Here is a 14,690-nt window from a genome sequence, read left to right on the forward strand (position 1 = left end):
GCGCATAATTAAATGACGTCTGGATTTTTACCTAACCATATGAATAAAATTAAAGCTGTCTTTTGTATCCTTATTCCAATCACAATAGCTTTCCTCTTCAACACAAAAATAGGCAGTACGCCACCATTACTTAAGTTTCTGAATCCTTTTATGGGTTTTTGGCAAAATGCCGAGAATAATCATTTTATGTTTAACCATAAAGCGAAGATTAAAGGCGCCATTTCGGAGGTGCAGATTGTTTTTGACGACCGCATGATTCCACATATTTTTGCACAAAATGATCATGATCTTTACCTTGCACAGGGCTATGTTACCGCTATGCACCGCCTTTGGCAAATGGATTTCCAAACCCGTTTTGCAGCAGGAAGAATAAGCGAAGTGGTTGGCGATAAGGCTATTGAAGTAGACCGTTACCAGCGCCGCATGGGTATGGTTTATGGCGCTGAGAATTCCTTAAAAGGCATGATGGCCGATCCAAAGGCAAAAGAGATGATTAATGCCTATACCGATGGCATTAACGCTTATATCAAAACGCTGAATCAGGCCAACTACCCAATTGAATATAAAATTTTAGACTTTAAACCAGAAAACTGGACGCCCATAAAATGTGCTTTGCTACTGAAACAAATGTCGGCGGTTTTGGCTATGGGTTCGGATGAATTTTATATGACCAATATTTTAAAAAAGTTTGGCCCTGAAGTAACCAGGGATCTTTTTCCAGATTATCCTTTTCGCGAAGATCCGATTATTCCGGTAGGCACTAAATGGGATTTTACTCCCCTTCCTATTCCAAAAACACCTCAATCTTTTACACAAGCCATAACCGGAGAAGTAAAAACAAAAGAAAAGGTTGAAGGAATCGGCAGCAATAACTGGGCATTATCGGGTGCTAAAACAAAATCGGGCTACCCAATTTTAGCAAACGATCCGCATTTAGATTTGAGCCTTCCTTCCATCTGGTATCAAATTCAGCTTCATGCGCCCGGTGTTAATACTTACGGGGTTTCGCTTCCGGGTGCACCGGGTGTAATTATTGGTTTTAACCAAAAAATTGCCTGGGGTGTTACCAATGTGGCAGCAGATGTACTGGATTTTTATCAGATTAAATTTAAAGACAGCGCCCACAACGAATATTGGTACAATAACAAATGGAATAAAACCACCAAACGTTTAGAAACCATCAAAATCCGCGGTGGCAAACCTGAAATTGATACCGTCTATTATACACACCACGGACCGGTTGTTTATTTCCAAAAACCAAAGTATGGTAGAGCTAATAATGTTCCTGTGGGGGATGCATTAAGGTGGATTGCTCATGATGAATCGAATGAGCTGATGACGTTTTACTATTTAAACCGTGGTCAAAACTATGATGACTACCGCAAGGCTCTGACTTTTTATACTGCCCCCGCCCAAAATTTTGTCTTCGCCAGTATAGATAATGATATTGCCATTACACCAAATGGTAAGTTTCCTTTAAAATGGAAAGATCAGGGCAAGTTTATTTTGGATGGTACGGATGCGGCTTACGACTGGCAGGGATGGATTCCGGCAGCACAGAACCCAACGGTTAAAAATCCGCCGAGAGGTTTTGTCAGTTCGGCAAATCAATCTTCTACCGATCAAACTTATCCTTATTACATTAATTGGGAGTTTTCGCCTTATGAAAGAGGCAAAAGAATTAATGATCGTTTGGCTGTAATGAACAAGGCTACAGCTGATAGCATCAGGTTAATGCAAACCGATAATTACAGCATAATGGCACAAAATGTATTACCGGCTTTAATGCCACTGGTTAATACAGAACAACTTAATGCAACACAAAAAGAAGCCCTTAATTACCTGAGCAAATGGGATAAAAGGTATGATGCGGATAAAATTGCAGCTAGCGTTTTCGAAATCTGGACCAAACGGCTGTCTTTCGATATCTGGAATGATGAATTTGAAGTAGAAGGCGTACCTATGCGTTACCCTTCAAGAGACCGTACCGTAGAAATGATTTTAAAAGAACCTAATGCCAGGTGGTACGACAATATTAAAACCAGCAAAAAAGAATCACTCACAGATTTGGTTAATGAAGCTTTCAAATACAGCTGTGATAGCTTAGAAAAACGCTTCGGGCCAATTAATAAAGACTGGAACTGGGCAAATGTAAAACAAACCAATGTACCGCACTTAGCTAAAATACCAGGCTTTGGTTCAAAAACTTTAATGATTGGCGGAGCAAAAAGTACTATAAATGCCATCAGCGAAAGCAATGGCCCCTCATGGCGTATGGTTATTGAGCTTGGCAAAACTCCAAAAGGCCATGGCGTTTATCCGGGTGGGCAATCCGGTAATCCAGGCAGTAAATTTTATGATAACATGGTTGATACCTGGGCCAATGGCAAATTATACGATTTGTTTTACATGCAATCTCCTGATGATCAGTCAGGTAAAATTATTTCTCGTTTAAAAATATCTAAAAAATAAAAATGGTCTTCATCGTTATATTAATAGTTTGCTTTCTTTTACAAATGATTTTACCCTGGTGGGTTATTATTGTAATAGCTTTTGCCACTTGCGGCATAATCGGCAAAACAGGCAAAATCTCTTTCTGGCAATCCTTCTTTGCCATATTCCTCTTATGGATAGGCTACGCCTTGTTTAAAAGTTTACCCAACGATAATATTTTAGCCAGTCGCGTTGCCATTATGACGGGTGTTAAATTGTGGTGGTTGTTGCTGCTGGTTACGGGCATTCTTAGTGGTTTAGTAGCCGGAATAAGCGGTTATTGTGGTTATCAATTCCGCAAAGCGATGCTTGTGAAAAAATCTGACGCTTAAATAGCATTATGCTTCGTATTTTTGTTGTGTGATAAAGCATTCCGAAGATATATTTTCCATTCAAAATACAGTGCAATTTAACCAAACAGCATTGGATATATTTAAGTTTCAGGCAGAAAATTGTTCTGTTTACAAACAATATATCCATCATTTGGGGGTAAATGTACAGGCAGTTGAGCGCATTGAACAAATTCCTTTTTTACCCATTGGATTTTTTAAAACCCACACTGTATTAAGCAGTACCAAGCCTGTCCAAATTACGTTCAGCAGTTCGGGTACAACCGGAATGGTACAAAGCAGCCATCAGGTAACGGATGTAAAATTATACGAACAAAGTTACCTTCAGGCTTTTAATCAGTTTTATGGCAATATTGAAGAATATAACTTTTTAGCTTTGCTCCCATCTTATCAGCAACGGTCAGGTTCTTCTTTAATTTACATGGTGAATGATTTAATTGAAAAAAGTAAACATCCCCAAAGTGGATATTTTTTGTATAACCATGATGACCTGCTGAATACCTTGCTTGATTTAAAATCGAAAAACCAAAAAACAGTACTCATTGGGGTTACGTATGCGCTGCTTGATTTTGTAGAAAAATATGACATCAGTTTTCCTGATCTAATTGTAATGGAAACCGGAGGTATGAAAGGAAAACGGAAAGAGATGGTTCGCGAAGAATTGCATAATCAGCTAACCAAAGGTTTTGGCATTAAATCTATCCACAGTGAATATGGAATGACAGAATTACTTTCTCAGGCTTACTCTTTGGGGGATGGTATTTTTAATTGTCCAAACTGGATGCAGGTTTTAATCCGCGATACCAACGATCCTTTAACTTTAATTGAAAATGGCAAAACTGGTGGCATAAATGTAATCGATTTAGCCAATGTAAATTCCTGCTCTTTTATCGCCACTCAGGATTTAGGCAGAATAAATAAAGATAACAGCTTTGAAGTTTTAGGCCGTTTTGACAATGCCGACATCAGGGGCTGTAACTTATTGGTACAATAAAAAAAGCTCCGGTATAGAACCGGAGCTTTTTTTATTGTTGCCTTTCATATTTTATTATCCGGCGATTAAAAGGAAATAGTTTTTCTTACCTTTTTGCACCACAATAAATTTATCGTTTATTAAATGATCTGCATTAAAGATTTGATTCGCATCAGCTACTTTTTCTTTATTTACAGAAACACCACCACCTTGAATTAATTTTTTTGTTTCTCCTTTTGATGGAAATATCGCCGATTTCTCTGCCAGTAAAGTCGCAGCATCAATTCCGCCAGCAAGTTCTGTTTTCGAAATATTAAATTGAGGAATCCCTTCAAACATTTCTAAAACCTGCGCAGCAGATAAACTTTTCAAAAACTCAAGAGAACCGTTTCCAAATAAGAATTCGGAAGTTTTAATGGCAGTTTCCAAAGCCTCAACGGAGTGCGTTTTTACCGTAATATCTTCCGCAAGTGCTTTTTGTAAAATGCGCAAATGTGGCGCTGCATCATGCTCTTTTTCCAACGCTTCAATTTCTGCTCTTGTTTTAAGTGTAAAAATTCTGATCCATTTTTTCACATCATCATCTGTAGCATTTAGCCAGAACTGGTAAAATTTATATGGCGAAGTTTTTTCTGCGTCCAGCCACACTGCACCACTTTCTGTTTTACCGAATTTAGTACCATCGGCTTTTTTAATTAACTGTGTTGTAATGGCATAAGCGGTTCCGGCATCTTTCCTTCTAATCAATTCCGTTCCGGTTACAATGTTTCCCCACTGATCAGATCCACCCATTTGTACCAAACAGTTATTGTTTTTCCATAAATGGTAAAAATCATAGCCCTGAATTAACTGGTAACAAAACTCAGTAAAAGAAAGCCCTGAATCACCTTCCAAACGCCTTTTAACACTATCTTTTGCCATCATATAGTTTACGGTAATGTGTTTACCCACATCTCTGATGAAAGTAAATAAATTCATATCCCTAAACCAATCGGCATTATTAACCATTACCGCACCGTTACCACCCTCTTCAAATTTTAAGAACTTGGCAAGCTGGCGTTTCATACCCGCAAGGTTGTGTTCAATCATTTCTTCCGTTTGCAGATTACGCTCATCCGATTTGCCCGAAGGATCGCCAACCATACCCGTTGCACCACCAACCAAAGCATAAGGCTTATGCCCTGCCTTTTGAAAATGGATTAAAGTCATGATCTGAGTCAGGTGGCCAACATGCAACGAATCTGCGGTCGGGTCAAAGCCAATATAACCAGAAGTCATACCCTCATTTAACTTTTCTTCAGTATTCGGCATAATATCGTGTAACATGCCCCTCCAACGTAACTCTTCAACAAAATTTGTCATGGTATAAAATTAATTGGGCAAAGATAATTATTAAGCTGAAAGGTAAAAGCATAAAGATTAATGTGATTGCCAAAAACCCTAACAATTGCAATCTTTATTTTTTTGCTGTTGGCCAGAAGAAAATTAAACGTTTAAAATATTATCTTGCCTAAACTATTCTGGCTAACCCGGAGGTTTTAATTATAACGAATGAATTTCCTATCGCATTATTATTTCGACAGATTAACTGACAATCCAAATGTGGTGATGGGTACTGTTTTGCCTGATTTGGTTAAAAATGCAGCGAAAGATGCCAATTTATATCCTCAAAAAAACGAATTCCTTTTTAAGGGTAATCCTGATGAAGAAAATTTATTAAAAGGCTGGAAACGTCATTTGGCTGTTGATTTATTTTTCCATTCTTCAGATTTCTTTATGGAGAAAACAGCTGAATTAAAAACGTTAATTAAACCTGCGGTTGAAAATACGCCAATCCGACCTTCTTTTTTAGCACATATTGGCTTGGAGTTACTTTTGGATCATTTATTAATTGAACATAATCTAATTCAGGTTGCTCACTTTTACAATCACTTAACGGAAGTAAAAAAGGAATCCCTGTCGGACTTTTTGGAACATTGCGATTTTAAACAGCCTGAAGTCTTCTTTAATTTTCTGGAAAGATTTATCAGCAGCAGATATTTATTAAGTTATCAAAAACTGGAAAACATCAGCTACGCATTAAACAGAATCTGTATGCGCCTTTGGCCTCAAAGCCTGGAAGAAAAGCAATTAAACGAGGTGACGCTTCAACTTGATTTTTTCAAAAAAACTCTTGCAAAAGATTACATAAACATCTTTCACGAAATTGAGGAAAAACTACGAAAGTAAAGCCTAAAAAATTAATACAGGATTTCAACCAGGTAATACTTTTTGTTTTCCAAAATCTTAAATCAATATTTCCTTTTTTTATCTTTGTTTCATGTCGCTATTTACAGTTAAAGAAGAAATGGATGCCCTGGTTGCAGAACTAAACCAGCACAACTACAATTATTATGTTTTGGCTATGCCAACCATCGGCGATTATGAATTTGATAAAAAACTGAAACACTTAGCCGAACTGGAAAAATTAAATCCGGATTTTGCTGACCCTAACTCTCCTACCCAACGCGTTGGTGGAGACATTACCAAAAATTTTGTTACCGTAAAGCATAAATACCCAATGTTATCTTTGGGCAATACCTACAATGAACAGGATTTACGTGATTTCGATGAGCGCATCCGCAAAGCAATCGGTGATAATTTTGAATATGTTTGCGAGTTAAAATTTGATGGTTTGTCCATTAGTTTAACTTATCAGGATGGTAAACTTTTAAAAGCTGTTACCCGTGGCGACGGTACTCAAGGTGATGATGTAACCAATAATGTAAAAACAATCCATATCGTTCCCCATCAGATTAGGACTAAAACAGCACCTGATCACTTCGAAATCCGGGGTGAGATTTTTATGCATAAAGCGGCCTTCTTAAAATTAAATGCAGCCCGTGAAGAGTTAGGAGAAATTCCTTACGCAAATCCGCGAAATTTTGCCTCAGGCACAATTAAAATGCAGGACAGTAAAGAAGTTGCAAAACGCCCGTTAGACGGCTTTATTTATTTCCTTTATACCGATAAAAATGAATTTAAAACGCATTGGGAAAGTTTAAATGCCGTAAAGGATTGGGGCTTTCATGTTTGCGAACATACTAAACTGGTTAAAAGTATTGACGATGTTTTAGACTTCATTCACCATTGGGAAAATGAACGTTTTAAATTAAGTTATGATATTGATGGCATTGTAATTAAAGTTAACAGTTATGCCCAGCAACAGGAATTAGGCTTTACGGCAAAATCTCCGAGGTGGGCAATTTCCTATAAATACAAAGCTGCAGAGGTTGAAACTATTTTAAATCAGGTTACCTATCAGGTTGGCCGTACCGGGGCCGTTACGCCTGTTGCCAATTTGAAACCCGTTTTATTGGCTGGCACTACCGTTAAACGGGCTACTTTGCATAATGCAAATGAAATAGAGCGTTTAGATCTTCACGAAGGAGATACCGTTTTTGTTGAAAAAGGTGGAGAGATTATCCCGAAAATCATTAAGGTCAATCTGGATAAACGTTTACCAGGCGCTGTTAAAGTACATTATTTGCACAATTGCCCTGAATGCGGAACAGAGCTCATTAGAAAAGAAGGCGAAGCCGTTCACTATTGTCCTAATGACGAAGGCTGCCCACCGCAAATTGTGGGTAAAATTCAGCATTTTATTAGCCGTAAGGCCATGAATATTGATGGTTTAGGTGACGAAACAATAGAAACCTTTTATAAAAATGGCTTGGTGAATCACATTAGCGACCTATACAAATTGTATGAAAAGGCTACACAACTTAAAACATTAGATCGCTTTGGCGAACGCTCTATTGATAACATGCTTGCCGGAATAGAAAAATCTAAGGAAATGCCATTCGAAAAGGTATTATTTGGATTAGGAATCCGTTACGTAGGCGAAACTGTTGCCAGAAAATTAGCTGCCGGTGTTAAAAATATTGATAAGCTGGCTACCGCAACTATAGAAAAATTAATCGCTATTGATGAAATCGGACAGCGGATTGCAGAGAGTATTGTTGAGTATTTCGAAAAAACAGAGCATTTAGAGCAAATAAAATTATTAAAATTAGCAGGATTACAGTTTGAAATTGAAGAAAAGGTAATTACACTCGCTAGTGATAAACTTATTGGAAAAACATTCGTAATTTCGGGCGTTTTTGAAAACTTTAGCCGCGACGAGCTAAAAGACTTGATTGAAGCTAATGGTGGTAAAATTTTAAGCAGCATTTCTGGTAAATTAAATTACCTGGTTGCTGGCGATAATATGGGACCATCAAAATTGGAAAAGGCAACGAAGTTAAATATTCCAATGATTAGTGATACAGAGTTGCTTGAAATGATAGATTAAACCTCCATCCCAAAAATAAAAACACTAAGACACAAGAACCATAAAGGTTTTTAAATCCTGGTTAAATTTAAAATGGGATGACAGAAGATGAAATTGCCAAACTTATTGTTCAGGCGGCACACAATGTGCATGTAGAATTAGGCCCTGGTTCATTAGAATCGGCTTATAAGGCCTGCTTAATATATGAACTAAAAAATTTAGGGTTAAAAGTTTCTTCACAGGTAATGCTTCCAGTAGTTTACAGGGAAGTTAATTTAGATTGTGGTTACAGAATTGACATTTTAGTTGAGGAGAAAGTAATTATTGAAATGAAAGTAGTGAGTGAATTGAATAATGTAGATTTCACTCAAGCCTTGACGTATTTAAAACTCTCAAACTGCAAACTTGGGCTGTTAATCAATTTTAATGTTTCAAGAATAAAAGATGGAATAAGGTGTATTGTGAATGGGTATCTCTAAATCTAATTTCTTATCTTTTATCGGTTTGTAATAATTTGAATAAAAAAGTAAAATAACATAATGAACAAATTTCAGGGTACTGGTGTAGCTCTTGTTACACCTTTTAACACAGATGGATCAGTTGATTATAATGGCTTAAAAAGCCTGATTAATCATTTGATAGATGGAGGGATAGATTATCTCGTTTCCTTAGGTACAACCGGCGAAACCGCTACATTGACCAAGGACGAGAAGAAGAAGATCTGGGCCTATACTGCTGAAATTAACAATAACAGATTGCCTTTAGTTGCTGGTATTGGTGGTAACGATACACTCGCTGTTGCTGAAGATATAAAGTCTTTTGACGCTACAGGTTACAGTGCAATATTATCTGTGAGTCCTTACTACAATAAACCAACACAGGAAGGCATTTATCAGCATTATAAATACCTGAGCGAGGTTAGTCCGCTGGATTTAATTTTGTATAATGTACCTGGGCGTACAGGAAGCAATATGAGTCCGGAAACAACCTGCCGTTTAGCACACGATTTTAAAAACATTATTGCAACAAAGGAGGCTTCGGGAAGTTTCGATCAGTTTAACCAGATTATGAGGGATAAACCGGAAGATTTTCTTTTAATTTCCGGGGATGATCCGATTACTTTACCAATGGTTGCTTTAGGCGCTTCAGGAGTTATTTCAGTTATTGGAAATGCTTTACCTAAACAGTTTTCTGATATGGTTAATCTTTGTCTTGCCGGAGATTTTAAAACAGCAATACCAGCTCATTTAAGCCTGATAGATTTTACCAGAATGGTTTTTGCTGAAGGCAATCCTGCTGGTGTTAAAGCGGCTTTAAAACACTTAAATGTTTGCGGGGATACAGTTAGACTTCCTTTGGCTAAAATTTCAGATTCTCTTGAAAAAGCCATTGTAGCTGAAGTAGAAAAATTGAGCCAATTGGTTTAATCCAAACTCAAAATAAAATTAAAGAAAAGCATCTGATAGACCATCAGGTGCTTTTTTTGTTATAGGTAATTGCCTCTCCTAAAACCTTAAGCATAATAAAAAAGACCTTGAAAATTCAAGGTCTTTTTGTGGTTCAAATATTTTTAATTTGTTTAGGCTTTGTTTTTAGTTTCCTGAACTTCTAAACGGATTGATTGCGCTAAGTTTTTTAAGTCTTGCATTCCTTTACGAATACGGGTACCAGCTGCGCTGTTTCCTTTATTGTAAAACTTATCAGCATCTGCTTCTAAAGCTGCGATCAGACCTTTTACTTCTTCAAATTTTTTCATGTTTAATAACTCCTCTTAGTTTTTAAGTTAATTTAATAATACTTACTCTAATTTAATGTGTTTAATTAAATAAAAAAACTTTTACCAAAAGAAAAAACAGCCTTAAAAGTGCTTTTTTTCCACATTCCCTTCATTTATAAACATTAAACGCAATAAAACACAAAATAAGTCATTGAAAATCAAAAACTTACAAATAAACACACATAAAAAAGCCCTCTGAATTAATCCAGAGGGCTTTTTATTTTATTCTTTCAATTACACCGTAGCAAATTGATTTTCTTTATAATAACCGCTTTCCAGTTTTTCGGCCACTTCACTAAAAGCATCCAGAGTACGCTGAACATCTTCTAATGTATGTACAGCTGTTGGAATTAAGCGTAATTCGATCATACCTTTAGGAATTACCGGATAAACAACGATTGAACAGAAAATACTGTAGTTTTCGCGTAAATCGTAAGTAATAGCTGTAGCATCAGTTAATTCGCCTTTTAAGAAAACAGGTGTTACTACTGAATCTGTTACGCCTAAATCAAAACCACGTTCGCGTAAACCTTTTTGCAGGGTCATTGCAATTTCCCAAAGTTTATCTTTTAATTCAGGTTGGCTTTTTAATAATTCTAAACGTTTTAACAAACCAATTACCATTGGCATAGGTAAAGCCTTGGCAAAAGTCTGCGAACGCATGTTATATCTTAAGAAGTTGGTAATTTGCTCTGTTGAGGCTACAAATGCACCAATACCCGCCATTGATTTTGCGAAAGTACCGAAATATACATCAATACCATCAATACAATCCTGTGCCTCGTGTGTACCCGCACCGGTTTTACCCATTGTACCAAAACCATGTGCATCATCAACTAAAATACGGAAGTTGAATTCTTTTTTAAGTTCAACAAGCTCTTTTAATTTACCCTGAGCACCGCTCATTCCGAAAACACCTTCAGTAATTAAAAGAATACCGCCACCGGTTTCTTCAACCAATTTAGTAGCACGCTCTAATTGTTTACGGGCACTTTCAATATCATTGTGTTTGTAAACAAAGCGTTTACCCATGTGCAAACGTAAACCATCTACAATACAAGCATGAGATTCAGCATCGTACACCACAACATCATTTCTATCCACTAAAGTATCAATAATTGATACCATACCCTGATAGCCATAGTTTAATAAAAATGCATCTGGTTTACCTACAAAAGCAGCTAATTCTTGCTCCAATTGTTCGTGGTACTTGGAGTTACCGCTCATCATGCGGGCGCCCATTGGGTAAGCCATACCAAAATCTGCAGCTGCCTGCTGATCTGCTTTTCTAACCTCTGGGTGATTTGCTAAACCTAAATAATTGTTTAAGCTCCATACCAGATGCTCTTTTCCGCGAAACTGCATGTGTGGTGCAATTTCTCCCTCTAACTTTGGAAAAGAGAAATACCCATGAGACCATTTTTGGTGTTGACCAAGCGGCCCCATGTGTTTTGCTATTTTATCAAATATATCCAATGTAATATGTATTTATGTACTTTAAAATGTTGCAAATTTAATGTTTATTTGGCTCAAAATCAATATATTCTTTCTGAGTTACGTCAATTTCGCGATCATATAAGCTAATTTTATGCCAAAAAAGCCCCGATGTTGAATCGGGGCTTTAAAATATATTTGGTTGGTTTTAATCAACGTTATCGTGTAAAAAAGAATTGTTCGGTCTGATCTCTGTTCCGCCTTCCTGATCATTGCTTAAAGTAAAGCGACTCACCTGCGATTCTGACGAATGCTGAACCTGTTGTAGCTGCATTTGTTTACGTTTATAAGCAGGCTCATTTTCTAATTCCTGTAAACCATTGGTGGTACGCAACTTCATGCTCAAATCTTTTAAACGTAAAATACGTTCTTTAGATTTTCTAAGCTGCTCTTCCATTGATTCGTCATTTTTATCGTCATCCAAACCAACAACAGGCATTTCAATTTCTGGTTCAGGCTCAGGTTCAGGCATTGCCGGAATTTCTGCAACCGGTGTTTCGAATACAAAATTGGTTTCTGCCAGCTTAACTTCAAATTCAAAACCAGTTTCTGCAGGTGCTTCCGCTTGTGGCTCTTCTTCTATTAAGGTATGGCGGACAACATTATTTTCATGCTCCTCTAATTTAGGTGCTTCAGGTTTGTTAAATAAACCACCAAATAAGTCAGCTTGTGAAGTTTCTTCTTTCGCTTTTAAAACCGGCTCGTATGAAGGAGTGGCTTTTGGCTGGATAAAAGAATTAACAGGCTCAACAACACGCACTAATGGTGCTTCTTCAGGTGTTAATAAAGAAATTTTCTTTTTATTTTTTTCTTCGTTAACACGTTCTTCTGAAGTTTGGAATCCGGTAGCAATAATGGTTACTGAAAGGCGGTCTCCTAATGATTCATCGGTACAGTTACCCCAGATTAAATCAGCAGATAAACCTGCTTTTTCCTGAATGTAATCAGTAATAATGGAAACTTCATCCATTGTTACTTCACGTACGCCCGAACTGATATTTAATAAAATATAACGGGCACCTTCAATTTCGTTATCTTTTAATAGTGGTGAAGCTAAAGCGCCTTCTACAGCTTGCAATGCTCTGTCATCACCTTCTGATGCAAAACTACCCATGATGGCTACACCGCTATCTTTCATAACGGTACGCACATCTTTAAAATCCACGTTGATGTAACCCGGTACGGTAATAATCTCTGCAATACCTTTAGCTGCAGTGGTTAAAATATCATCAGCCTGACCAAAAGCAGAGCCTAGGGTTAAGTTTCCGAAAATTTCACGCAAACGGTCGTTTGAAATTACCAAATAAGAATCTACATACTTTTTCAGCTCTTCCATTCCTTCGTCTGCCTGCAAACGACGTCTTTTTCCTTCAAAAGAGAAAGGCGTAGTAATAATGGCCACAGTTAAAATGTCAAGTTCTTTAGCGGCTTTTGCAATAATCGGGCTTGCGCCCGTACCTGTACCACCACCCATTCCTGCTGTAATAAACAACATTTTGGTTGTGCTGCCCAGCATGGCTTTAATATCGTCTATATTTTCTATAGCTGAGTTTTTACCAACTTCAGGAATAGAACCAGCTCCCATTCCTTCGGTTAAACTAGCACCTAATTGTACCTTGTTAGGTATAGGGCTAGACTCGAGGGCCTGGGCATCCGTATTACAAATAATAAAATCCACACCAGTAATACCCGACAGGTACATATGGTTTACTGCGTTGCCGCCACCGCCTCCAACACCAATTACTTTGATGATTGATGACTTATCTTTTAACATTTCGAACTGCATAATCTTATGAATCAGTTGTTTAAAAATTCTTAATTCCTGTTCATTACTCAATGTAATATTAACACTTTTTCAACACACGTTTTCCACAAGTGTTAAGAATGTGGAAAACTCATCTTTTGTTGAAAAATAATTAGCTTTTCAGGTAATCTTCGTCGCTAACATTCATATCATCCTGAATGAAAGTTCTTGTTTTTGCCAACAATTTATCGAATAGGCCAGGTCCGCGTTTTTCTTTATCCTTCGCTATTTTCGCTTTCTCAACAAATACGCCCGGCTGTTTCATTTCTTCAATCAGCTCTTCTGCTTTCAAAATACCTTTAATTAACAAACCAACGCTGGTTGCATACATCGGGCTTTTTAAATCGTCGTAAATGGTTTTTGGCATATCTTCGTATTTAGATAAATGCTCATTCGGATAACCAATCCGGCAATCTAAACCGGTAACATACTCCACCAACTGGCTTAAGTGTTTCAATAAAGCACCACCGCCAGTGATTACAATACCACCAATTAATTTTTTCTCGTAACCTGAAGATTTAATTTCATAGTAAACATGTTCTATGATTTCTTCCATACGGGCCTGAATAACATAAGCCAGGTTTTTTACCGAAATTTCTTTTGGTTCGCGGCCACGTAAGCCCGGAACACAAATAATTTCGTTTTCTTTATTTTCTTCAGCTAAAGCTGATCCAAAACGTGTTTTTAATAACTCAGCCTGATTACGCATTACAGAACAGCCTTCACGGATATCTTCTGTTACACTGTTACCGCCAAATGGAATAACTGCTGTATGACGAATAATTCCCTCGTGGAAAATAGCAATATCTGTAGTACCCCCACCAATATCAACCAAAGCAATACCAGCTTCTTTTTCTTCATCGCTCAACACCGATTCAGAAGAAGCTAAAGGCTCAAGAATTAAATCCTGAGTTTGTAATCCTGCGTTGTTCACACATTTGATAATGTTTTTTACCGCCGTTACCTGTCCCGAAATAATATGGAAGTTGGCTTCAAGGCGAACCCCAGCCATACCAATCGGATCTTTAATACCCGGCTCGTTATCAATCGTAAACTCTTGTGGCAGCACATGGATAATTTCTTCTCCCGGTGGCATCACCAGCTTAAACATATCATCGATTAATTTATCGATATCTTTTTTTCCAATTTCGTTATTTAATTCCCTTCTGGTTAAAATACCGCGGTGCTGTAAGCTCTTAATGTGCTGACCGGCAATCCCTACATTTACCACCTGTATTTCTACATTGGATTGACCGCTGGCCACTTCTACTGCCTGCGCTATCCCCTGCACTGTTTTTTGAATGTTAGATACTACCCCACGCGTAACACCCGCCGATTCTGCCTTTCCAATTCCTAAAATTTCTACCTTACCGTGCTGCGTTCTACGGCCTACAATAACACAGATTTTTGTAGTACCGATATCTAATCCTACTACAATGGGAGACTGACTGGTAAATTTTGCCTTGTCCATATTCGTTAATTTTGTT

Annotated in this window: 12 protein-coding genes; 7 read left to right on the plus strand and 5 right to left on the minus strand. The window is 37.4% G+C overall.

The features are described from left to right. Nucleotides 1-39 precede the first annotated feature (39 nt). The 3 genes from O0955_RS11650 (at nt 40) to O0955_RS11660 (ending at nt 3,837) form a co-directional block, all read left to right on the plus strand. The gene (locus tag O0955_RS11650) at nt 40-2,472 is read left to right on the plus strand and encodes a penicillin acylase family protein (RefSeq protein ID WP_269427712.1); all 2,433 of its coding nucleotides are present in this window, start codon (nt 40-42) and stop codon (nt 2,470-2,472) included. Between the two features lie 44 nt (nt 2,473-2,516). After that, nucleotides 2,517-2,825: a hypothetical protein gene (locus O0955_RS11655; RefSeq protein ID WP_269427713.1), complete on the plus strand. Its 309-nt coding sequence runs from the start codon at nt 2,517-2,519 to the stop codon at nt 2,823-2,825. A gap of 91 nt (nt 2,826-2,916) precedes the next feature. Continuing rightward, nucleotides 2,917-3,837: a LuxE/PaaK family acyltransferase gene (locus tag O0955_RS11660; protein WP_428982410.1), complete on the plus strand. Its 921-nt coding sequence runs from the start codon at nt 2,917-2,919 to the stop codon at nt 3,835-3,837. A 54-nt stretch (nt 3,838-3,891) separates the two neighbouring features. On the opposite strand, the gene tyrS is transcribed toward O0955_RS11660, so the two are convergent. Further along, nucleotides 3,892-5,178, minus strand: coding sequence for a tyrosine--tRNA ligase (gene tyrS, locus O0955_RS11665; protein ID WP_269427714.1), 1,287 nt, complete (start codon nt 5,176-5,178; stop codon nt 3,892-3,894). 189 nt (nt 5,179-5,367) lie between these two features. On the opposite strand from tyrS, the gene O0955_RS11670 reads away from it, so the two are divergent. The 4 genes from O0955_RS11670 (at nt 5,368) to dapA (ending at nt 9,555) form a co-directional block, all read left to right on the plus strand. Beyond that, nucleotides 5,368-6,045, plus strand: a complete 678-nt coding sequence (locus O0955_RS11670) for an ACP phosphodiesterase (RefSeq protein WP_269427715.1) — start codon at nt 5,368-5,370, stop codon at nt 6,043-6,045. A 91-nt stretch (nt 6,046-6,136) separates the two neighbouring features. Continuing rightward, on the plus strand, nt 6,137-8,149 hold the full coding sequence (gene ligA / locus O0955_RS11675) for an NAD-dependent DNA ligase LigA (protein WP_269427716.1): 2,013 nt from the start codon (nt 6,137-6,139) through the stop codon (nt 8,147-8,149). A gap of 77 nt (nt 8,150-8,226) precedes the next feature. Then, entirely contained in the window at nt 8,227-8,607 is a 381-nt protein-coding gene (locus O0955_RS11680; RefSeq protein ID WP_269427717.1) for a GxxExxY protein, read from the plus strand. Between the two features lie 60 nt (nt 8,608-8,667). Next, entirely contained in the window at nt 8,668-9,555 is an 888-nt protein-coding gene (dapA, locus tag O0955_RS11685; protein WP_269427718.1) for a 4-hydroxy-tetrahydrodipicolinate synthase, read from the plus strand. 152 nt (nt 9,556-9,707) lie between these two features. Here the strand turns inward: dapA and O0955_RS11690 are convergent, their stop codons facing one another. From O0955_RS11690 to ftsA, 4 genes are all read right to left on the minus strand, one after another. Further along, nucleotides 9,708-9,884, minus strand: a complete 177-nt coding sequence (locus tag O0955_RS11690; RefSeq protein ID WP_269427719.1) for a histone H1 — start codon at nt 9,882-9,884, stop codon at nt 9,708-9,710. 255 nt (nt 9,885-10,139) lie between these two features. Beyond that, complete coding sequence (locus O0955_RS11695; RefSeq protein WP_269427720.1) at nt 10,140-11,381, minus strand: aminotransferase class I/II-fold pyridoxal phosphate-dependent enzyme; 1,242 nt, start codon at nt 11,379-11,381, stop codon at nt 10,140-10,142. Between the two features lie 166 nt (nt 11,382-11,547). After that, the gene (gene ftsZ, locus O0955_RS11700) at nt 11,548-13,185 is read right to left on the minus strand and encodes a cell division protein FtsZ (RefSeq protein ID WP_269427791.1); all 1,638 of its coding nucleotides are present in this window, start codon (nt 13,183-13,185) and stop codon (nt 11,548-11,550) included. A 130-nt stretch (nt 13,186-13,315) separates the two neighbouring features. Beyond that, the gene (ftsA, locus tag O0955_RS11705; RefSeq protein WP_269427721.1) at nt 13,316-14,674 is read right to left on the minus strand and encodes a cell division protein FtsA; all 1,359 of its coding nucleotides are present in this window, start codon (nt 14,672-14,674) and stop codon (nt 13,316-13,318) included. Nucleotides 14,675-14,690 lie beyond the last annotated feature (16 nt).

Source organism: Pedobacter punctiformis (genome assembly GCF_027213715.1).
Classification (GTDB): Bacteria; Bacteroidota; Bacteroidia; order Sphingobacteriales; family Sphingobacteriaceae; genus Pedobacter; species Pedobacter punctiformis.

Bases quoted from the DNA above. Each gene is read 5' to 3' on its own strand.
- O0955_RS11650 (WP_269427712.1), top strand. From the start codon at position 40: ATGAATAAAATTAAAGCTGTCTTTTGTATCCTTATTCCAATCACAATA.
- O0955_RS11655 (WP_269427713.1), top strand. From the start codon at position 2,517: ATGATTTTACCCTGGTGGGTTATTATTGTAATAGCTTTTGCCACTTGC.
- tyrS (WP_269427714.1), bottom strand. From the start codon at position 5,178: ATGACAAATTTTGTTGAAGAGTTACGTTGGAGGGGCATGTTACACGAT.
- O0955_RS11670 (WP_269427715.1), top strand. From the start codon at position 5,368: ATGAATTTCCTATCGCATTATTATTTCGACAGATTAACTGACAATCCA.
- ligA (WP_269427716.1), top strand. From the start codon at position 6,137: ATGTCGCTATTTACAGTTAAAGAAGAAATGGATGCCCTGGTTGCAGAA.
- O0955_RS11680 (WP_269427717.1), top strand. From the start codon at position 8,227: ATGACAGAAGATGAAATTGCCAAACTTATTGTTCAGGCGGCACACAAT.
- dapA (WP_269427718.1), top strand. From the start codon at position 8,668: ATGAACAAATTTCAGGGTACTGGTGTAGCTCTTGTTACACCTTTTAAC.
- O0955_RS11690 (WP_269427719.1), bottom strand. From the start codon at position 9,884: ATGAAAAAATTTGAAGAAGTAAAAGGTCTGATCGCAGCTTTAGAAGCA.
- ftsZ (WP_269427791.1), bottom strand. From the start codon at position 13,185: ATGCAGTTCGAAATGTTAAAAGATAAGTCATCAATCATCAAAGTAATT.
- ftsA (WP_269427721.1), bottom strand. From the start codon at position 14,674: ATGGACAAGGCAAAATTTACCAGTCAGTCTCCCATTGTAGTAGGATTA.